Source organism: Streptomyces lienomycini (assembly GCF_027947595.1).
Lineage (GTDB): Bacteria > Actinomycetota > Actinomycetes > Streptomycetales > Streptomycetaceae > Streptomyces > Streptomyces lienomycini.
Window position 1 is genome coordinate 5,086,278 of the sequence record NZ_CP116257.1, and the last position, 19,692, is coordinate 5,105,969.

Below are 19,692 nucleotides of genomic sequence, written 5' to 3' on the forward strand. Positions count from 1 at the left end.
GGACGACCGGCCGAGAGCCCGGAGAACTGGGGAGACGCACCGTGTTCTACTACGTGCTCAAGTACGTACTGCTGGGCCCGCTGCTGAGGGTCGTCTTCCGTCCCAGGATCGAGGGCCTCGACCATGTTCCGGCGTCGGGTGCGGCCATCGTCGCGGGCAACCACCTCTCCTTCTCGGACCACTTCCTCATGCCCGCGGTCCTCAGGCGCCGCATCACCTTCCTCGCCAAGGCCGAGTACTTCACCGGGCCGGGCCTCAAGGGCAGGCTCACCGCGTTCTTCTTCCGCAGCGCCGGGCAGATCCCCGTGGACCGCTCCGGCAAGGAGGCGGGGCAGGCCGCGATCCGCGAGGGGCTCGGCGTGCTGGCCAGGGACGAGTTGCTCGGCATCTACCCGGAGGGCACCCGCTCGCACGACGGCCGACTGTACAAGGGCAAGGTCGGCGTCGCGGTGATGGCGCTGAGGGCCGGGGCGCCGGTGGTGCCCTGCGCGATGATCGGCACCTTCGAGGCGCAGCCGCCGGGCCGGAAGATCCCGAAGCTGCACCCGGTGGTGATCCGCTTCGGCGAGCCCCTCGACTTCTCCCGCTACGCGGGCATGGAGGGCGAGAAGGCCGTGCTGCGTGCCGTCACCGACGAGATCGTCTACGCGATCCTCACCCTGTCCGGGCAGGAGTACGTCGACCGGTACGCCGCCGACGTGAAGGCCGAGGAGGCGCAGAAGGCGGAGCGGGGCCGGAGGTTCCCCCGGCTGCCGCACCGCTGACGGCCCCGTGGGGGTCGCTCCGTCTGCCGTCGGCAGAGTCCGTGGCCGAGGAGGCGGGGCCGCGCCTACGGTCGCCCCATGACACATGCGGTGGTGGTCGGGGCGACGGGACAGATCGGGCGGGCGGCGGTCGGGGCGCTGGCCCGGGACGGCTGGGAGGTGACGGCCCTCTCGCGGGGCGGCGGCCGGGACGCGCGATGGCCCGGGGACGTACGGGTGGTGCGGGCCGACCGGGAGGACGACGCGGCACTGTCGGCGGCGGTGGGCGAGGGCTGCGACGTCCTGGTGGACATGGTGGCCTACGGGGACCGCCACGCACGCCAGTTGGTCTCGCTCGCCGGTCGGGTCGGCTCGGCGGTGGTGGTCTCCAGCGTGTCGGTCTACGAGGACGACAGGGGCCGGGGCTTCGACACGCAGAGCGAACCCGACGGCTTCCCCCGGTACCCGGTGCCGGTCACGGAGGCGCAGCGGACCGTCCGCCCGGGCGGCACCTCGTACAGCACGGGCAAGGCCGCGCTGGAGCGGGAACTCCTCGCGGCGGGCGACCGCCTGCCGGTGACGGTGCTGCGGGCGGGCGCGGTCCACGGCCCGTACTGCCGGACGCCGCGCGAGCTGTACTTCGTCAAGCGCAACCTCGACGGCAGGCAGCGGCGCGTGCTCGCGTACGGCGGCGCGAGCCGGTTCCACCCGGCGAGCGTGCGCACCATCGCCGAGCTGGTCCGGCTGGCGGCCCCGCGGCCGGGCACGCGCGTCCTGAACGCCGTGGACCCGGACGCCCCCACGGTGGCGGAGATCGCGGCGGCGATCGACGCGGTGATGGGCGTCGAGGCGCGGGACGTGCTGGTGGACGGCCCGCCGGTGGACGGCGTGGGCGACACCCCGTGGTCCGTGCCCGCGCCGGTGGTGTGCGACATGAGCGCGGCCGAGAGCCAGTTGGGCTACCGCCCGGTGGTCCGGTACGCCGACACCCTGCCCGAGACGGTGGCGTTCATCGAGGAACGGCTGGCCGGGCGGGACTGGCGCGAGGCGTATCCGAAGATGTTCGAGGCGTACGGGGACCTCTTCGACTACGCGGCGGAGGACGCCTGGGCCGCGGGGCGGTGAGGCCGTGCGGGAGGGGGCGGCCGGTCGGACCGGCCGCCCCCTCCTGTCGTGTCCGCCCGGCCGGTTACGGCTTGGGCGTGGCGTGCGGGGCGCAGGTCACGTCATGGGCGTCCGTCCTGCCGGTGAGCAGGTAGGTGTCCACGCGGTCGTTGACGCACGGGTTGACCAGTCCGGTGACGCCGTGCGAACCGGCGTCCCGCTCGGTGATGAGCCGGGAGCCCTTGAACCGCTGGTGCAGTTCGACGGCGCCCGCGTACGGGGTGGCCGCGTCCCGCTCGGACTGGACGATCAGGACCGGCGGAAGTCCCTTGCCTGCCTTGACGTTCAGCGGGGTCTGCTGCTTGACCGGCCAGGTGGCGCACGGCAGGTTCATCCAGGCGTTGGCCCAGGTCATGAACGGGTGGTCGCGGTGGAGCCGGGTGTTGTCCCGGTCCCAGGTGCGCCAGTTGGCGGGCCACTTGGCGTCGGTGCACTCGACGGCCGTGTAGACGGCGTTGCCGTTCTCCGCGGAGGCGTTGCCCGCGGTGTCGGACAGGTCGGGGGCGGCGGCGTCGACGAGTGCCTGGGTGTCACCGGCGACGTACGCGCTGAAGATCTTCGCGGTGGGTGCCCACGCGGAGTCGTAGTACGGGGCGCTCTGGAAGAAGGAGATCAGCTCGGCCGGTCCGACGACTCCGCCGAGCGGCTTCTTCGCGGCGGCGGCGCGCAGCTTCAGCCACTGCTCCTGGACCTCGGCGCGGGTGTCGCCGAGGTGGTACGTGGCGTCGTTCCCGGCGACCCAGTCCTGCCAGTCCTTCCAGCGGCCCTCGAAGGCGACGTCCTGGTCCAGGTTGGCCTGGTACCAGATCTTGTCGCGGGAGGGGTTGACGACGCTGTCGACGACCATGCGGCGCACGTGGTCGGGGAAGAGGGTGCCGTAGACGGCGCCGAGGTAGGTGCCGTAGGAGACGCCGAGGTAGTTGAGCTTCCTCTCGCCGAGCGCGGCACGGATGACGTCGAGGTCGCGGGCGGTGTTCGGCGTGGTCATGTGCGGGAGCATGTCGCCGCTGCGCTCGAAGCAGCCCTCGGCGTACTCGCGGGCCAGCTTGCGCTGGGCGCGCTTGTCGGCCTCGGAGCCGGGCACGGGGTCTGCCTTGGGTGCCTGGACGAACTCCTGCGGGTCGACGCAGGAGATGGGCGCGGAGTGGCCGACGCCGCGCGGGTCGAAGCCGACGAAGTCGTAGGCCTTGGCCGTCTTGGCCCAGACCGCGCTCTTGCTCGTGACGCGGGCCGGGAAGCGCAGTCCGGAGCCGCCGGGGCCGCCGGGGTTGTAGAGGAGCGCACCCTGGCGCTCGCCCTGGGTGCCGGTGTTGCCGATGCGGTCGACGGCGAGCTCGATCTGCTTGCCGAAGGGCTTGGCGTAGTCGAGCGGCACCGTGACGTAGCCGCACTGGATGGGCTTCGGCAGGTTCCAGTCGGCGGCGCAGTCCCGCCAGTCGACTCCGGCCTTCGAGGCGCGGGCGGCGGCGATGGCGGCACCGCGCGCTTCCCGGTCCCAGCCCCGCGCGTGCCCGTGGCCCTCGGCCGGCGTGGCGCTCGCGGCGGGTGCCGAGACGGCGCCGGCTATCAGCGTGGCGGTGACCAGTGCCCCGGCCGAGCCGAACGCCGTCGCCCTCCGCCGTATGCTGCTCTTCCTCAAGTGGCCCTCCCCGTACGTGTTCGCGACAAGTACGGGGATCCTCGCGGCTGTGGGTTTCCTGAGAACAGAGCAAGTACTACTTCTTTGCCAATCCGATAAACGGAGAAGGGCGTTCGTTCGGCGGACCCGGCGACGGAGCGGTGGCGGAGCGGTCAGTCCAGCGAGGCCAGCGCCCCGTCCAGCAGCCGCCGCAGCCGCAGCGCGTCCGGCGCCACGGCGGTCACCAACGCGGCGGGTCCGGCGAGCGGCATCACGGCCGCGCCCTCCTCGAACGCCCGCGCCACCGGTGGTGCGGCGGCGAACCCCGGCCGTACGACGACCAGCTGGCCGACCGCGCGGTGTCCCGCCAGCCCGGCCGGCCCGTCCCAGCCGCCGGGCGTGCCGGGCCCGCACGCCAGCTCCTGGTCGAGGACGCACCGCCCGTCGATCCGTACGGTCAGACGGCTGGTGAGGCGTCCGGGTTCCTCCCCGGAGCGCCCGAGCACCTGCTCCTCGCGCAGCAGCAGCCGGGCTCCGGCGGCGAGGTCGACGCGTGTGCCGACGTGCAGGTCGCTGCCGCCGGCCGAGATCAACTGCTCGGGCAGCCAGTGCAGTTCCGCGTCGTCGCCGACGGTGAGCCGGACGTCGTAGTGGGCGGCTGCCTTGTCCTGTCCCGGCAGCGCGAGCGTGGCGGCGGCCGAGCCGACCCGCAGCCGGGCGCCCCCCACCGCGTCGGCCGCCACCGTGAACCGGTCGCCGCCGAGGGGCCCGCTCATCGCGCCGACCAGCATCACCCGGGCCTCGCCGCCGCTCCCCGGGTCCGCCGCACGGCGAGGGGACCCTCCCCTCCAGCACCGGCAGGGCGGTCCCGCCGCGCCCGTCGCCGCGGGCGAGGATGCGGGCGCTGGCCCGCACACCGCCCGGGGCGGTGGTCACGCGGTCCACGCGGCGATCCGCTCCCGCACCCAGTCGGCGACCTCCCGGACCCCGTCGTCGCCGCGCAACGACTGGAGGGCGACGGGGCGTTCGCCGCGGGCCGCCTTGGCGTCGGCGGCCATCCGCGCCAGGTCGGAGCCGACGTAGGGCGCGAGGTCGGTCTTGTTCACGATCAGCAGGTCGGCGGTGGCGACGCCGGGACCGCCCTTGCGCGGGATGTCGTCGCCGCCCGCGACGTCGATCACGAACACCTGCGCGTCGACGAGCCCCCTGGAGAAGGTGGCGGTGAGGTTGTCCCCGCCGGACTCCACCAGGATCAGGTCGAGCGGCCCGGCCTCGTCCTCCAGGTCCTCGACGGCCTCCAGGTTGGCGGAGATGTCGTCCCGGATGGCGGTGTGGGGGCAGGCCCCGGTCTCCACGGCACTGATCCGCTCGGGCGGCAGCACCGCCTCCCTGAGCAGGAACTCGGCGTCCTCCCGGGTGTAGATGTCGTTGGTCACCACGGCGAGGGAGAGTTCCTCCCGCAACGCCCGGCACAGCGCGGCGACGGTGGCGGTCTTCCCCGACCCCACGGGCCCACCGAGCCCGATCCGCAGCGCCCGACGGGTCCCGTCGGGCCGACGCGCGTCGGCGGAGACGGCGGCGGGGGATTCGTGGTGATGGTCGAGATGCATGAACGGCTCCTGTCACAGTCGGGATCGGCCAGGTCAGCCCGTCCGGCACTTGAGGACGAGGCCGTTCAGGCCGAAGGGGGGTCCAGGCCGAAAGGGGGTCCAGGCCGAAAGGGGGTCCAGGCCGAAAGGGGGTCCAGGCCGAAAGGGGGTCCAGGCCGAAAGGGGGTCCAGGCCGAAAGGGGGTCCAGGCCGAAAGGGGGTCCAGGGGGCGAAGCCCCCTGGCGGGGTAGAAGGGGCGGAGCCCCTGGGGCCGGGAACGGGAAGGGGCGGCGGGGGCGAACCCTCCTACGAGGCGAACAACCGCACAGCCCAGGCGGCATGCGCCTCCGCCCCGATCTCCAGCAACGGCGCGGACCGCGCGGGCAGCGCATCGACCCCGTCGGTCACCACGCGCCGCGCCACCTCCACCGCGTCCGCGGCGGCCCGGTCCACCTCGTCCGCGAGCCGCGCCAGCACCCCCGTCGCGTCGAACGGATCGAGGCCGAGCAGCCGCACGACGGCCGTCGCGGGTCCGCTCACCCCCTCGTAGAGGGAGCAGTACGCCGCGTCGAGCGCCCCGAGACCGGCCGCGCGAGCGGTGAGTCCCAGCACGACGGGCTGGTGGGCTCCCTTGGGGAACGACGCGGCCAGGGCGTCGAGTTCGGGGCTCGGCCAGGTAGACCGGGCGGCCCGCGTCAGCTGCCGTCCCAGCCTGCGCGCGGCCACCCGCAGAGCGGGCGACGGGGTGCGGGCGTCGGCGGCCCGGTCGAGTTCCCCGGGGTCGGCCCCGAGGGCGGCGGCGGCCGCGACGCACGCCGCGACGACCCCGCTGGTGTGCAACCGCCCCCGGCAGAACGCCTCCAGGCTCGCGGCGTCGGTGATGCGTCCCGCCCGGACGGCGGCCTCCGCCCCGCCGGAGTGGGCGTGCCCTCCGGCGGGGAAGCGGCCGTCCGCGAGGACGAGCAGTGCTGCGCGGCTCATCGCGGCGCTCAGAAGAGGAAGTACCGCTGCGCGAGCGGTAGTTCCGCGACGGGAGCGGGCTCGACGAGTTCGCCGTCGATGGTCACCGCGAAGGAGTCCGCGGCGACCTCCACGCGGGGCAGCGCGTCGTTCTGCCGCATGTCGGCCTTGGTCCGGCCACGTGTCGACCGGATGGGCACGAACGCCCGCCCGAGCCCGAGCCGTTGCGCCAGCCCGTCCTCGACGGCCTGCTCGGAGACGAAGTTGACCGAGTTGGTGGCGGGAGCGGTTCCGAGCGCCCCGTACATCGGGCGCGGCAGCACCGGTTGCGGGGTGGGGATGGAGGCGTTGGCATCCCCCGTCTGCGCATACGCGATCTGGCCGCCCTTGATGACGAGCTGCGGCTTCACGCCGAAGAAGCGGGGGTCCCAGAGCACCAGGTCGGCGAGCTTGCCGGTCTCGACGGAGCCGACCTCGTGCTCGATGCCCTGGGCGACGGCGGGGTTGATGGTGTACTTGGCGACATAGCGACGGGCCCGCAGGTTGTCGGCGCGGATGTCGCCGGGCAGGAGGCCGCGTCTGCGCTTCATGACATGCGCGGTCTGCCAGGTCCGCAGGACCACCTCGCCGATGCGGCCCATGGCCTGGGCGTCCGACGACATGATGGAGATCGCCCCCATGTCGTGCAGGATGTCCTCGGCCGCGATGGTGCTGGGCCGGATCCGGGACTCGGCGAAGGCCAGGTCCTCGGGGACGGCGGGGTTCAGGTGGTGGCAGACCATCAGCATGTCGAGGTGTTCCTCGACGGTGTTGACGGTGTGCGGCCGGGTCGGGTTGGTGGACGCCGGCAGCATGTTGGGCAGCGATACCGCCGTGATCATGTCAGGTGCGTGGCCGCCGCCGGCGCCCTCCACGTGGAAGGCGTGCAGGGTGCGGCCCGCGACCGCGTCGAAGGTGTCGCCGACGAAGCCCGCCTCGTTCAGGGTGTCCGAGTGGACGGCGAGCTGGACGCCGGACTCCTCGCACACGTCCAGGCAGGCGGAGATGACGGCAGGGGTCGCTCCCCAGTCCTCGTGGATCTTGAAACCGAGGACGCCCGCGCGCAGTTGGTCGCGCATGGACTCCTTCGACATGGTGCTGCCCTTGCCGAGGAAGCCGATGTTGACGGGGCTCGACTCCAGGGCGGCGAACATCCACGCGAGGTGCCAGGCGCCGGGCGTGACGGTCGTCGCCTTGCTGCCCTCGGCCGGGCCCGTGCCGCCGCCGATGAGGGTGGTGATGCCGGACGCCAGGGCCTCGTCGACGGCGTTCGGCGCGATGAAGTGGACGTGGGTGTCGATGCCGCCCGCGGTGACGATCTTGCCGTTGCCCGCGATGACCTCGGTCTCGGGGCCGATGACCAGGTCGGGGTGGACGCCGTCCATGGTGTCCGGGTTGCCGGACTTGCCGATGCCGGTGATACGGCCGTCGCGGATGCCGATGTCGGCCTTGACGATCCCCCAGTGGTCGATGATCAGGGCACCGGTGATCACGGTGTCGGGGGCGCCTTCGGCGCGCGTGGTGCGCGCCTGGCCCATGGACTCGCGCAGCACCTTGCCGCCGCCGAAGACGGCTTCGTCCCCCGAGCGGCCGGGGCCGCCCGAGCGGTCCTCCTCGATCTCGACGAAGAGGTCGGTGTCGGCGAGGCGTATCCGGTCGCCGGTGGTCGGGCCGAACAGGTCGGCGTAGGCGGGGCGGGACAGCTCAGGCATCGAGGGAACCTCCGGTCGCGCCGCGCAGACCCGTCACGACGCGGGCACCCGCCAGGGGGACCAGCGGCACGTCGACGGGTATGCCGGGCTCGAACCGGACGGCGGTGCCGGCGGCGATGTGCAGCCGCCTGCCGTGCGCCGCGGCGCGGTCGAACTCGAGGCCGGGGTTGGCCTCGGCGAAGTGGTAGTGGGAGCCGACCTGGACGGGCCGGTCGGCGGTGTTGAGCACGGTCACGCGGGTGACTTCGCGTCCTTCGTTGAAGGCGACCGGCTCGTCGGCGAACAGGATCTCTCCGGGAATCACGACTGCGGCTCCCGTCAGACGATCGGTTCGTGGACGGTGACCAGCTTGGTGCCGTCGGGGAAGGTGGCCTCGACCTGCACGTCGTGGATCATCTCGGGGATGCCCTCCATGACCTCGTCGCGCTGGATCAGCTTGCGTCCGGAGGACATGAGTTCACCGACGCTGCGTCCGTCCCGGGCGCCTTCGAGGATGTGCGCGGTGATCAGCGCGACGACCTCGGGATGATTGAGCCTGACACCTCGTGCGCGGCGCTTCTCCGCCACGTCCGCGGCCACATGGATGAGCAGTCTCTCCTGCTCGTGCGGGGTCAGTTGCATTTACCACCTCACAGGGCGTCACGCCAGGACCGGCCGGTCCGGCTGCCGCGGCCACCGCGGCGGCTCTAGGTTTAACACACGGGAACAGACCGGAATTCACCTACCGGTACGTGAAAACCCGCAGGTGGATCGGGGTGCAGAGTAGGGCTAGAGTGTGACGGCCACGTCACCCGGTTTTGACCGATTGATTACCGATGCCGACGGTGACTTCCCGCATGCCCGCTCCAGGGCCGATGCCCGCCCTAGGACGGATTCGGTCCCCGGTGCTCGGCGGCGATGCCGAAGCGATGCTGCTCACGGGGCGTCGCGGCGGCCGTGTCCCGGACCGCGGCGACCGAGGTGACCGCCTGCCCGGCGGAGGACTCCTGGGCCTCCTCCAGCCGCTCCAGGTCGGCGGCGGAGACGAGGGCGACGAGAGGCTTGCCGTGGCGCGTCACCACGACGCGTTCACCGCCGTACACCACCCGGTTGATCAGGTCGGCGAGCTCAGCCCTGGCTTGCGTCACCGGAATCTCGTAGGCCATGACCCCAGCTTACGTTTCGCCCGAATCCACTCCCGAGAAACGTACGTCCTGTACATTTCTTACGGAGACAGCGCAGCCGAAGACGGTTCCGCCACGAGGAGGGGTTCGCCATGACCCGACCGTCCGCCCGCCATGTCCTGCCCGAGTTCACCGAACGCACGAGCGCGGGGACCCGGACGACGGACCCGTACTCCAAGCTGCTCCAGGAGCGGATCGTCCTCCTCGGGACCCCCCTCGACGAGGCCTCCGCGAACGACGTGATGGCGCAGCTCATGTACCTGGAGCACCAGGCACCGGACCGCGACGTCGAGCTGTACGTCAACTCGCCCGGCGGCTCCTTCACCGCCATGACGGCGGTCTACGACACGATGCGCTACGTCACCTGCGACGTGGCGACGACGTGTCTCGGGCAGGCCGGGCCGTCCGCCGCGCTGCTGCTGGCGGCGGGCGCCCCGGGCAAGCGCTCCGTACTGCCGGGCGCCCGGGTGGTGCTCCGCCAGCCGGCGCTCACCGACCCGGTGCGGGGGCAGGCCAGCGACCTGGCCCTCCGGGCCGGCGAACTGGTCCGCGTCCGCGCCCGCATGGAGGAGATCCTCCTGCGGCACACCGGCCGCACTCCCGAGCAGGTCGGCGCGGACCTGGAGCGCGAGACGGTTCTCGACGCCCGACAGGCCCTGGAGTACGGCCTGGTGGACCGGATCGTGTCGGCCCGCGGGACCCGCCCCGCTGCGTCCGGCGGGCGGTGATCCGCCGATGCTGCCACCGGAGCTGCCTCCGCTGCCCGCCCTGACCCGGGCCGAGGCCGAGCTGATCGACCGCTATCTGGACGTCGTCGACCTCGTCGGGCGCGTCAATCCGGCCCGGGACGGCGACACCTACGGCGGGCTGCGGGCCGCCCAGGCACTGGTCGGCAAGGCGACCGCGCTGCGCGACGCGCTGGCGCTGATGCACCGCCGGGGTGAGACGGACGTGCACGCCGCCACCCTGGCCCGTGCGCTGCGGGTGCTGGACGGTGAGCGGCGGACGGCGCGGGTCGGTCTTCCGCCGCGCTCTGAAGGCTGAGGATCGCGAGGCCGAAACGGACCAAACGGCTTACCCCCTTTCAGCGTAGGAACACCTCCGATTCCCGACGGGTCGAAGTTGCGGTGCCCGCGCGTCCGGGCGGCGGCGGGCAGCACTGCGCCGCTGGTCCCGGCGTCGCCACCACCCCCGAGGGTGACTCGAACACAGGGGTGCCCACCCGAACGGGCGAGTGACGGGTAACAACACAAAGGGCACGTTCCGTTGGGAATTCCCCGCAGGGCGGGACAAGATCCGTGACTGACGACAAGCCCCCGCCGCAGCGGCGGGGCGGTCCGGGCGGACGCCGAATCCTGCCGCCGCCCGGACGACCGGTCGCGAGGGAAGTGGATCGGCAGGAGTGGAGGACCCGAGCACGACGGGTCGCCGCGACGGCCGCCTCCGCGGGAGGCGCCGGATCGAGCGGCCCTTGGGGTGAAGCCGCACTCGTGCGGCCGGGCAACTTCGCCAGCCCGAATCCGACAGGTCATCCTTCACAGGCGGCTGACGAAGGGTTGCGCATGTCCGCGCTCAATCGTGTCCCGTCCCTGATGGCTCGTGCCGGTACGGCCTCGGCCCTCACCCTCGCCGCCGTGAGCGGCTCCGTCGTGGTCCCCGGTGTCGCCTCGGAGGCGGCCGCCGCGAGCCATGCGACGAAAGCCCTCAGGATCGCGGCCTCCAAGAAGGGCTCCCCGTACCGATGGGGCGCCACCGGACCTCACCGTTTCGACTGCTCCGGCCTGACGTTGTACTCGTTCAAGAAGGCCGGCAAGAAGCTGCCCCGCACCGCGGCCCAGCAGTACAACAGGACGAGTCGCGTCTCCGGCAGGAACCGCAAGGCCGGCGACCTCGTCTTCTTCCACTCCGGCAGCAGCGTCTACCACGTCGGCATCTACGCCGGGAAGGGCAGGATCTGGCACGCGCCGAAGACCGGGGCCGTGGTGCGCCTGGAGAAGATCTGGACGTCGAGCGTCTGGTACGGCCGGGTCAAGTAGCCCGCCCGAGGGGGCGACGGCGTTCTGCCCCGCCGTCGCCCCCTCGGGTGCCTCGCGCCACGGCCGCCGCGGCCGGCTCGGGGGCGGCCGGCCGGCTCGGGACGGTCCAGGGCAGCTCGATGGAGACCGTCTTGCCGCCCTCACGGGTGGGCCGGACTCTCAGCTTGCCGCCGCATTCCGCGGTCAGCCAGCGGATGATCACCATGCCCCGTCCGTTGTCCTGCTGGACGGCGGCGGGAAGGCGCTTGGGGAAGCGCGGATGGCTGTCGGTGACACCGACGCGCAGCCGCTCGTCCCGGTCGAGGACGAGGTCCACCGTGAAGGTGGGCGACTGCCCGAACGTGTGCTGGACCGCGTTGGTCGCCAGTTCGGAGACGATGAGGCGGACGGTCTCGGACAGGTCGGCATCGGCCGGCAGACCCCACTCCGCGAGTGTGCCGACCGCATAGGTACGCGCTGGGGCCACCGAGGCGGGATCGCTCGGCAGAGTGACGGATGCTTCCAGATGGTCTGCCATGGCGACGTCGTCCCTTTCTCACGGGACCGCGACCCGACACGGAGCAGACGGTTCGAGTACGGTCCCGGACTGGTGCTTCGCCGCCAGACTGCCATCACCGGCCGGTGAAGGACGGCGATCCACCAAGATATGCATATATCTGTCGCTCGAAGCGGTGAACTCTGCGACGGCAGAGCGTATGTGGGCGACTCACAGGGAGTAGGGGGTTGGCCCATGCAGCACGGTCCCGTGGTGCGCCGCCGGAAGCTGGGCGCGGAGCTGCGCGCCCAGCGCACGGCGGCGGGCATCACCAGCGGCGAGGCGGCCCGGCTCGTGGGCTGGCACCAGTCGAAGGTCAGCCGGATCGAGACCGGGACGAGCGGGGCGAAACCGGCCGACGTGCGGTTACTCCTGGACGCCTACGGCGTGCACGACGAGCAGCTGCGCGGGCTGCTGGAGATGCTGGCCCGCTCCGACGGCGCGGGGGGCCGCAACCACTGGTGGCACGCCTACCGGGGCGTCCTGCCGCCGACCTACCGCGACTTCATCAGCCTGGAGTCGCAGGCGAGCGCGATGCGGACCCTGGAGACCACGGTGGTCCCCGGCCTGCTCCAGACGCCGGAGTACGCCCGGGCGGTGACCCGGGCCGCGGTGGACGGGATGCCAAAGGAGCGGCTGGACACGCTGGTCGAGGTGCGGCTGGCCAGGCAGGACGTGCTGCGGGGCGAGCCGCCGCTGAGGCTGAGCGCGGTCCTGGACGAGGCGGTGCTGCGCCGGGAGGTGGGCGGGCCGGGGGTGATGACCCGTCAGCTGGAGAAGCTGGTCGGGGCCGCGCGCCTGCCCCATGTCCGGCTCCAGGTCCTGCCGTTTGCCGCCGGGGCGCACATCGGCGTCACCGGCCCTTTCGTAATTTTCTCATTTTCGAGCACTTCTGATCTGGACGTGGTTGTTCTCGACCACTTGACGAGTAGCTTGCACCTCGAACGGAAAGAAGACCTAGAGGCCTATACCGAGGCCTTCAACGCCCTTCTGATCCATGCCCTTTCGCCCGAGGACTCGTTGGACTTCATCGCCGCGACCGCGGCAGGCGTGTGAGGAGGCACCATGTCAGGCTCCATGTCCCCACTCCGCAGGAACATCCCTGTCAGCACGGATCTGCCCGGTGTCCGGTGGCTGCGCAGCAGCTACAGCACCGGGGCGAACAACTGCGTGGAGACGGCCCGTCCGTCGGCCGGCCACTGGGCCGGACTGCTCGCGGTGCGGGACTCGAAGAACCCGGCCGGACCCGCCCTGCTCTTCTCCCCCGGGAGCTGGACGACGTTCACCGCGGGCATCCACCGCGGCTGACCGCGCCGCCCGGCCGACGGAGCACGGCCGTGTCACGCCGACTCATGGCCGCGTTTCACCGATCACCCGTACAGCGCGCTCGATCTGTTCCCCGGAGAGGTCCCCGCGAGCGGTCAGCCTGAGCCGTGAGACGCCGTCGGGCACGGAAGGAGGGCGAAAGCAGCCCACGGACAGACCGGCCGCACGGCAGTCGGCCGCCCAGCGCACGGCCCCCTCCGGGGAGGGCGCCCGCACCGAGACCACAGCGGCGTCCGGACGCACCGCGTCCAGACCCGCGGCGGTCAGCCGCCCGTGCAGTTCGACGGCGACGGCACGGGCCCGCGCCGCGCGCTCCGGCTCGCGGCGCAGCAGGGTCAGCGCCGCCAGGGCCGCCCCCGCCGCGGCGGGGGCCAGGCCGGTGTCGAAGATGAACGTGCGGGCCGCGTTGACCAGGTGGTCGATCACCCGCGCGGGGCCGAGCACGGCGCCGCCCTGGGCGCCGAGCGACTTGGACAGCGTGACGGTCGCGACGACGTCGTCGCGGCCCGCGAGTCCCGCCCCCGCGGGCGCCCCGGCCGCCGTCGCCGAGGACGCCGAGGCCGTGGGCGTCGTCGACGACCAGTCCGGCGCCGTGCTCCCGGCACGCCTCGGCGAGTCCGGTCAGGGGCGCGGCGTCGCCGTCGACCGAGAAGACCGTGTCGGAGACGGCCACGGCGGGCCCGTCGTGCCCCGCCAGCGCCTTGCGCACGGCGTCCGGGTCGGCGTGCCCCACCACCTGGGTGGTGCCCCGGGCGAGGCGGCAGCCGTCGATCAGCGAGGCGTGGTTGCCCGCGTCGGAGACGACGAGGCTGCCGTGGGGGGCCAGCGCGGTGACCGCGGCGAGGTTGGCCGTGTAGCCGGAGGAGAGGACGAGCGCGGCCTCGAACCCGCAGAAATCGGCCAGTTCGCGTTCCAGGTCGGTGTGCAGCGCGGTCGTGCCGGTGACCAGCCGCGAGCCGGTCGCACCCCCGCCCCAGGTCCGCGCGGCCCGGACCGCCCCCTCGACGACCTCCGGGTGCCGGGCCAGACCGAGGTAGTCGTTGCTCGCCAGGTCCAGCAGCGGCGACGCGGCGTCACGGGGGCGCAGCACCCGTACGAGTCCGGCCCGGTGGCGTGCCCGGTCCTGCTCGTCGATCCAGCCGAACGCCATGGGGCGGTCCTCCGGTGTTTTGTAGGCAGTGGACAGACATTAGCGGTACGGCCACCCCCGCGAGGTGTGGCAATACCCACACGTCGATCTGTCAGTGTTGTGCAAAGTCTCCTTGGCCGCGGGCGGCCCCTTACGACAGGATCGGCTCTCATGGACCTGCTGAACACGCTGGTGGACAAGGGGCTTCGGCGCGAGACGCCGACCCGCGGCGAGGCGCTCGCCGTCCTCGCGACTTCCGACGACGACCTGTTGGACGTGGTGGCCGCGGCCGGCCGGGTGCGCCGTCACTGGTTCGGGCGACGGGTGAAGCTCAACTACCTCGTCAACCTCAAGTCGGGCCTGTGTCCCGAGGACTGCTCCTACTGCTCGCAGCGGCTGGGCTCGAAGGCCGAGATCCTCAAGTACACCTGGCTCAAGCCCGACCAGGCGTCCGGCGCGGCCGCGGCGGGCGTGGCCGGGGGCGCCAAGCGGGTGTGCCTGGTGGCCAGCGGACGCGGTCCGACCGACCGGGACGTGGACCGGGTCTCGGACACCATCAGGGCCATCAAGGAGCAGAACGGGTCCGTCGAGGTGTGCGCCTGCCTGGGCCTGCTCTCCGACGGCCAGGCGGAGCGGCTGCGCGAGGCCGGTGCCGACGCCTACAACCACAACCTCAACACCTCCGAGTCGACGTACGGCGACATCACGACCACGCACACCTACGCCGACCGTGTGGACACGGTGAACAAGGCCCACGCCGCCGGCCTCTCCGCCTGCTCGGGCCTCATCGCGGGCATGGGCGAGAGCGACGAGGACCTGGTCGACGTGGTCTTCTCGCTGCGCGAGCTGGACCCGGACTCGGTGCCGGTCAACTTCCTGATCCCGATGGAGGGCACGCCGCTGGCCAAGGAGTGGCACCTCACCCCGCAGCGGTGCCTGCGCATCCTGGCGATGACGCGGTTCGTCTGCCCGGACGTCGAGGTGCGCATCGCCGGCGGGCGCGAGGTCCATCTGCGCACGATGCAGCCACTCGCCCTGCACCTGGCCAACTCGATCTTCCTCGGCGACTACCTCACCAGCGAGGGCCAGGCGGGCCACGCGGACCTGGAGATGATCGCGGACGCCGGCTTCGAGGTGGAGGGCGCCGACGAGACCACCCTGCCGGAGCACCGCGGAGCCACCCGGAGCGGCTGCGGCTCGCACGAGGGCGGTGGCTGCGGCTCGCACGCGGGCGGTGGCTGCGGCTCGGACGCGGGCGCCGAGGGCGACACGGGCTGCGGGTCGCACGCCGGGGGCGGGGTGTGCGCCCCGCGCCCGCGGCGCGCACCACCGACGAGCCCCGTACGGACCTGGTGGCGGTGCGCCGCCGCGGCGCCGGTACGGACCTCGCGCCCAATGCCTGAGCCCGCGCTGAACGTCGCCGAGCTGCTCGCGCTCGACCGGCGGCACGTCTGGCACCCGTACGGGCCCATGCCCGGACGGCAGGACCCGCTCGTCGTGGAGTCGGCGAGCGGGGTGCGGCTGCGGCCGGCGGACGGCTCCGGGGAGCTGGTCGACGGGATGTCGTCCTGGTGGTCGGCGATCCACGGCTACAACCACCCGGTGCTGAACGAGGCCGCGCGCGAGCAGTTGGGGCGGATGAGCCACGTCATGTTCGGCGGGCTCACGCACGAGCCCGCCGTGCGGCTGGCGAAGCTCCTTGTCGACATGTCACCCGAGGGCCTGGAGCACGTGTTCCTCGCCGACTCCGGGTCGGTGTCGGTCGAGGTCGCCGTCAAGATGTGCCTGCAGTACTGGCGTTCGCTCGGCCGCCCCGGCAAGCGCCGTCTGCTCACCTGGCGCGGCGGCTACCACGGGGACACCTGGCAGCCCATGTCGGTGTGCGACCCGGAGGGCGGGATGCACGAACTGTGGTCCGGTGCCCTGCCGCGCCAGGTCTTCGCGGACGCGCCCCCGGCGGAGTACCAGGAGGCGTACGCCGAGCATCTGCGGTCGCTCATCGAGCGGCACGCCGACGAGCTGGCCGCGGTGATCGTCGAGCCGGTGGTGCAGGGCGCGGGCGGGATGCGCTTCCACTCCCCCGCGTACCTGCGCGTGCTGCGCGAGGCGTGCGACGCGCACGGCGTGCTGCTGGTGTTCGACGAGATCGCGACCGGGTTCGGGCGCACGGGCGCGCTGTTCGCGGCGGAGCACGCGGCGGTGGCACCGGACGTGATGTGCGTGGGCAAGGCGCTGACCGGCGGCTATCTGACGATGGCCGCCACCCTGTGCACGTCGCGGGTGGCCGAGGGCATCTCGCGGGGCGAGGTCCCGGTGCTGGCCCACGGGCCGACGTTCATGGGCAATCCGCTGGCGGCGGCCGTGGCGTGCGCGTCGATCGGCCTGCTGCTCGGCCAGGACTGGCGCGCGGAGGTCAAGCGGATCGAGGCGGGCCTGGGCGAGGGGCTCGCGCCCGCCGCCGGGCTGCCCGGGGTGCGTGACGTGCGGGTGCTCGGCGCGATCGGGGTGGTGCAGCTCGACCACGCCGTCGACATGCGGGCGGCGACTCAGGCGGCGGTGCGCGAGGGCGTGTGGTTGCGGCCGTTCCGCGACCTGGTCTACACCATGCCGCCGTATGTCACGGGCGACGCGGACGTGGCACGGATCGCCCGCGCGGTGTGCGCGGCGGCACGGGAGGGATGACATGCCGGTACTGGTGATCACGGGCACGGGCACGGAGGTCGGCAAGACCGTGGTGACCGCCGCCGTCGCGGCGACGGCGGCGGCGGGCGGCCGGTCGGTGGCCGTGCTCAAGGCCGCGCAGACGGGTGTGGGGCCGCACGAGACCGGGGACGCCCAGGAGGTGGCGCGACTCGCGGGCGGGGTGACGGTGGCCGAAGTGGCCAGGTTCCCCGAACCGTTGGCGCCGGGCACGGCCGCTCGCCGGGCCGGCCTGGCTCCGGTCTGCCCGCGGGAGGTGGCTCAGGCCGCGGAGAAGCTCGCCGCCGAGCACGACCTGGTGCTGGTCGAGGGCGCGGGCGGACTGCTCGTACGCTTCGACGCGGCCGGCGGGACGCTCGCGGACGTCGCCGCCCTGCTGGACGCACCGGTGCTGCTGGTGGCGGCGGCGGGGCTGGGCACGCTGAACACCACGGAACTGACGGCGCGGGAACTGCGGCATCGGGCGCTGGAGCTGCCGGGGGTGGTGATCGGCAGCTGGCCCGGGTCCCCGGACCTCGCCTCGCGCTGCAATCTCGCGGACCTGCCGGACGTGGCCGGGGCCCCGCTGCTGGGCGCGGTGCCCGACGGTGCGGGCGCGCTCGCGCCGGCCGCGTTCCGTGCGGCGGCACCGCGCTGGCTCGCGCCGCACCTGGGCGGCGGATGGGACGCGGACGCGTTCACGGCCCGGGAGGCGCCCTGACGGACTGGGGCGCTCACGCGCGGGCCGGCGCAGCTCACACGCGGACCGGTGCGGTGGGTGCGCGGCGTGGAAACGGGGGACAATCGCGGTAGGCACCACCTCGCGAGGGAGGTCCCATGCCGCTGCCGTCCACCCGTTCCCGCGCCGTGCCGCGGGACGCCGTGCACCATCCGCTGTTCGCCCGCTACTACGCCCGGATCAGTGTGGGCGCCGAGTCCCGGATGGGCATGGCGGGCGTGCGCGAGCGGCTGCTCGCCGGGCTGTCGGGGCGGGTGATCGAGGTCGGCGCGGGCAACGGGCTGAACTTCTCGCACTACCCGGACACCGTCGCCGAGGTCGTCGCCGTCGAACCGGAGCCGATGCTGCGCCGGTTGGCGGTGGAGGCGGCGCTGCGCTCCCGGGTGCCGGTGGACGTGGCGCCGGGCGCGGCGGAGGCCCTGCCGGTCAAGGCCGAGGCCTTCGACGCGGCCGTGCTCTCGCTGGTGCTGTGCAGCGTCCGCGACGTGCCGCGGGCGCTCGGTGAGCTGCGGCGGGTGCTGCGCCCCGGCGGTCAGGTGCGGTTCTTCGAGCACGGCCGCGGCGGCGGGCGGGTGATGACCTTCACCCAGCGCGCGCTGGACCGGACGCTGTGGCCTGCGCTGGCCGGTGGCTGCCACCTGTCCCGCGAACCGGTCGCCGCGCTGCGCGACGCGGGGTTCGCGCTCGGCCCCTACCGACGGGTGATGATGCCGGAGACCGGGCCGGCGCTGCCGAGTTCCTACTGAGTGCTGGGCACGGCCTGGCGGCCGCCGCGGACGGATGATTGACTCCCTGTGGCCGGAAGTCCCCCGTGTGTCAGGAGAGTTCATGTCCCGTCCGTTCCGTTTCGGCGTCAACCTGATGAGCGCCGCCCCGGCGGACGAGTGGGACGCCAAGTGCCGGCGGGCCGAGGAACTCGGGTACGACGTGATCCTGGTGCCGGACCACCTCGGCATGCCGGCGCCGTTCCCTGCCCTGGTCGCCGCGGCCCGGGCCACCGAGCGGCCCCGGCTCGGCACGTTCGTGCTCAACGCGGGCTTCTGGAACCCGGCGCTGCTGGCGCGGGAGGTGGCGACCACCGACGCCCTGACGGGCGGACGCCTGGAGCTGGGGCTCGGCACCGGCTACGTACGCGCGGAGCACGACACCGCCGGCCTGGCCTTCGGCTCGCCGGGTGAGCGGGTGGACCATCTGCGGCGCACCGTCGAGGAACTGGAGCGGCTGCTGGGCGACGACGCGTACCTGCCCCGGCCCGTGCAGCGGTCCGGGGTGCCGTTGCTGATCGGCGCGAACGGCGACCGGATGCTGGAGCTGACCGCCCGGCACGCCGCCGTCGCCGCGTTCACCGGCGGGCGCACCGCGCGGGGAACGGGCCGGCTGGCTCCCGTCACCGCCGAGGAGCTCGACGAGCGCGTCGCCCGCTACCGGGAGCTGGCGGCCGGCCGCAAGGAACCTGCGGAGCTGAACCTGCTCATCCAGATGGTGGCCGTCACCGAGGACCGTGCCGCCGCCGTCCGCCCCTACCTGGAGCACATGCCGCACCTCACCCCCGGTCAGGTGCTGGAGCTGCCGATCTTCCTCGCCGGGAGCCTGGAGCAGATCACCGCGCAGGTGCGGGCGCAGCGCGAGCGGTACGGGTTCACCTACCTGACCGTGCTGGAGCCCTCCATGGAGGCCTTCGCCCCGGTGCTGCGGGCCCTGCGCGAGGACTGACCCCCGGCGCCGGGTCCGTCCGCATGCCGGAATCACCGCCTGGGTCTCCGCCACGCGTGGTGGGATCGCGGCATGACGGATCTGCGCATACGGCCCGCCGGGCCCGAGGACCTGGACGCCGTGCTGGCCTTCTGGAAGACGGCCGCCGAGGGGACGAGCATCAGCGACGACCGGGCCGGGGTGGAGCGCCTGGTGGAGCGCGACCCCGAGGCGCTGGTCCTGGCCGAGCGCGGCGGCGAGCTGGTGGGCACGGTGATCGCGGGCTTCGACGGCTGGCGCTGTCATCTGTACCGGCTGGCGGTGCACCCGGACCACCGGCGCGGGGGCATCGGCTCCGCCCTGCTGGCCGCAGCGGAGGAGCGGTTCGTACGCCTCGGCGGGCGCCGCGGGGACGCGATGGTGCTGGGGCGCAACGAGCGGGCCCAGCATGCGTGGCGGGCGGCCGGGTACGCGCCCCAGGAGCAGTGGCGACGCTGGGTGAAGCCCTTCACCGGCTGAGCGACCGGAGGACAGGAAGGTTGAACACTTGAACATCGGGCGAAGCTCC

At 73.1% G+C, this 19,692-nt stretch carries 20 protein-coding genes and 3 pseudogenes; 13 read left to right on the top strand and 10 right to left on the bottom strand.

Features of this window, described 5'->3' with window-relative positions; genetic code table 11:
• The first annotated feature begins 41 nt into the window (after window positions 1–41).
• Both BJ961_RS23075 and BJ961_RS23080 read left to right on the top strand, forming a co-directional pair.
• Complete coding sequence (locus BJ961_RS23075) at window positions 42–764, top strand: lysophospholipid acyltransferase family protein (RefSeq protein ID WP_271414715.1); 723 nt, start codon at window positions 42–44, stop codon at window positions 762–764.
• 78 nt (window positions 765–842) lie between these two features.
• Entirely contained in the window at window positions 843–1,868 is a 1,026-nt protein-coding gene (locus tag BJ961_RS23080) for an NAD-dependent epimerase/dehydratase family protein (RefSeq protein ID WP_271414716.1), read from the top strand.
• A gap of 64 nt (window positions 1,869–1,932) precedes the next feature.
• On the opposite strand, the gene BJ961_RS23085 is transcribed toward BJ961_RS23080, so the two are convergent.
• From BJ961_RS23085 to BJ961_RS23120, 8 genes and pseudogenes are all read right to left on the bottom strand, one after another.
• The gene (locus BJ961_RS23085) at window positions 1,933–3,546 is read right to left on the bottom strand and encodes an alpha/beta hydrolase (RefSeq protein WP_271414717.1); all 1,614 of its coding nucleotides are present in this window, start codon (window positions 3,544–3,546) and stop codon (window positions 1,933–1,935) included.
• A 152-nt stretch (window positions 3,547–3,698) separates the two neighbouring features.
• Window positions 3,699–4,461 (bottom strand): annotated as a pseudogene (locus tag BJ961_RS23090) (urease accessory protein UreD).
• Window positions 4,458–5,135 (bottom strand): urease accessory protein UreG, encoded by a 678-nt coding sequence (ureG, locus tag BJ961_RS23095; RefSeq protein WP_271414718.1) that lies wholly within the window; start codon window positions 5,133–5,135, stop codon window positions 4,458–4,460. Before ureG ends, BJ961_RS23090 begins: the two are co-directional and overlap by 4 nt.
• 285 nt (window positions 5,136–5,420) lie before the next feature.
• The gene (locus BJ961_RS23100; RefSeq protein WP_271414719.1) at window positions 5,421–6,095 is read right to left on the bottom strand and encodes an urease accessory protein UreF; all 675 of its coding nucleotides are present in this window, start codon (window positions 6,093–6,095) and stop codon (window positions 5,421–5,423) included.
• 8 nt (window positions 6,096–6,103) lie between these two features.
• Entirely contained in the window at window positions 6,104–7,825 is a 1,722-nt protein-coding gene (locus BJ961_RS23105; RefSeq protein WP_271414720.1) for an urease subunit alpha, read from the bottom strand.
• Entirely contained in the window at window positions 7,818–8,129 is a 312-nt protein-coding gene (locus BJ961_RS23110) for an urease subunit beta (protein WP_271414721.1), read from the bottom strand. The genes BJ961_RS23105 and BJ961_RS23110 overlap by 8 nt, the downstream gene beginning before the upstream one ends.
• A 14-nt stretch (window positions 8,130–8,143) precedes the next feature.
• Entirely contained in the window at window positions 8,144–8,446 is a 303-nt protein-coding gene (locus BJ961_RS23115) for an urease subunit gamma (RefSeq protein ID WP_271414722.1), read from the bottom strand.
• 242 nt (window positions 8,447–8,688) lie between these two features.
• Window positions 8,689–8,970 carry a type II toxin-antitoxin system Phd/YefM family antitoxin gene (locus BJ961_RS23120; RefSeq protein WP_271414723.1) on the bottom strand — a complete coding sequence of 94 codons (282 nt, stop codon included), beginning with the start codon at window positions 8,968–8,970 and terminating at the stop codon, window positions 8,689–8,691.
• Window positions 8,971–9,080: 110 nt separating this feature from the next.
• Here BJ961_RS23120 and BJ961_RS23125 point away from each other — a divergent pair, with 110 nt between their 5' ends.
• From BJ961_RS23125 to BJ961_RS23135, 3 genes are all read left to right on the top strand, one after another.
• Window positions 9,081–9,716 (top strand): ATP-dependent Clp protease proteolytic subunit, encoded by a 636-nt coding sequence (locus BJ961_RS23125; protein ID WP_271414724.1) that lies wholly within the window; start codon window positions 9,081–9,083, stop codon window positions 9,714–9,716.
• Between the two features lie 7 nt (window positions 9,717–9,723).
• Window positions 9,724–10,032: a hypothetical protein gene (locus BJ961_RS23130; protein WP_271414725.1), complete on the top strand. Its 309-nt coding sequence runs from the start codon at window positions 9,724–9,726 to the stop codon at window positions 10,030–10,032.
• 518 nt (window positions 10,033–10,550) lie between these two features.
• Window positions 10,551–11,024, top strand: coding sequence for a C40 family peptidase (locus BJ961_RS23135; RefSeq protein ID WP_271414726.1), 474 nt, complete (start codon window positions 10,551–10,553; stop codon window positions 11,022–11,024).
• Here BJ961_RS23135 and BJ961_RS23140 read toward each other — a convergent pair.
• Window positions 11,017–11,541 (bottom strand): ATP-binding protein, encoded by a 525-nt coding sequence (locus BJ961_RS23140; protein ID WP_271414727.1) that lies wholly within the window; start codon window positions 11,539–11,541, stop codon window positions 11,017–11,019. The two genes, BJ961_RS23135 and BJ961_RS23140, sit on opposite strands and share 8 nt — an antisense overlap.
• A 213-nt stretch (window positions 11,542–11,754) precedes the next feature.
• On the opposite strand from BJ961_RS23140, the gene BJ961_RS23145 reads away from it, so the two are divergent.
• Together BJ961_RS23145 and BJ961_RS23150 are read left to right on the top strand one after the other, a co-directional pair.
• Window positions 11,755–12,615 (top strand): helix-turn-helix domain-containing protein, encoded by an 861-nt coding sequence (locus BJ961_RS23145; RefSeq protein ID WP_271414728.1) that lies wholly within the window; start codon window positions 11,755–11,757, stop codon window positions 12,613–12,615.
• A gap of 21 nt (window positions 12,616–12,636) precedes the next feature.
• Window positions 12,637–12,867, top strand: coding sequence for a DUF397 domain-containing protein (locus BJ961_RS23150; RefSeq protein WP_271417141.1), 231 nt, complete (start codon window positions 12,637–12,639; stop codon window positions 12,865–12,867).
• Between the two features lie 42 nt (window positions 12,868–12,909).
• Here the strand turns inward: BJ961_RS23150 and BJ961_RS23155 are convergent.
• Window positions 12,910–14,035, bottom strand: a pseudogene (locus BJ961_RS23155) (8-amino-7-oxononanoate synthase).
• 150 nt (window positions 14,036–14,185) lie between these two features.
• Here BJ961_RS23155 and bioB point away from each other — a divergent pair.
• The 6 genes and pseudogenes from bioB to BJ961_RS23185 all read left to right on the top strand — a co-directional run bounded on the left by bioB (window position 14,186) and on the right by BJ961_RS23185 (window position 19,643).
• A pseudogene (bioB, locus tag BJ961_RS23160) lies at window positions 14,186–15,417 on the top strand (biotin synthase BioB).
• Window positions 15,410–16,696 carry an adenosylmethionine--8-amino-7-oxononanoate transaminase gene (locus BJ961_RS23165; protein ID WP_271414729.1) on the top strand — a complete coding sequence of 429 codons (1,287 nt, stop codon included), beginning with the start codon at window positions 15,410–15,412 and terminating at the stop codon, window positions 16,694–16,696. The pseudogene bioB and the gene BJ961_RS23165 overlap by 8 nt, the downstream one beginning before the upstream one ends.
• Window position 16,697: 1 nt before the next feature.
• A complete protein-coding gene (bioD, locus tag BJ961_RS23170; RefSeq protein WP_271414730.1) occupies window positions 16,698–17,414 on the top strand; it encodes a dethiobiotin synthase in 717 nt (238 codons plus the stop codon).
• Between the two features lie 116 nt (window positions 17,415–17,530).
• Window positions 17,531–18,178, top strand: coding sequence for a class I SAM-dependent methyltransferase (locus tag BJ961_RS23175; RefSeq protein WP_271414731.1), 648 nt, complete (start codon window positions 17,531–17,533; stop codon window positions 18,176–18,178).
• An 82-nt stretch (window positions 18,179–18,260) separates the two neighbouring features.
• A complete protein-coding gene (locus tag BJ961_RS23180; RefSeq protein ID WP_271414732.1) occupies window positions 18,261–19,145 on the top strand; it encodes an LLM class F420-dependent oxidoreductase in 885 nt (294 codons plus the stop codon).
• A 72-nt stretch (window positions 19,146–19,217) separates the two neighbouring features.
• Entirely contained in the window at window positions 19,218–19,643 is a 426-nt protein-coding gene (locus BJ961_RS23185) for a GNAT family N-acetyltransferase (protein WP_271414733.1), read from the top strand.
• Window positions 19,644–19,692: the final 49 nt, after the last annotated feature.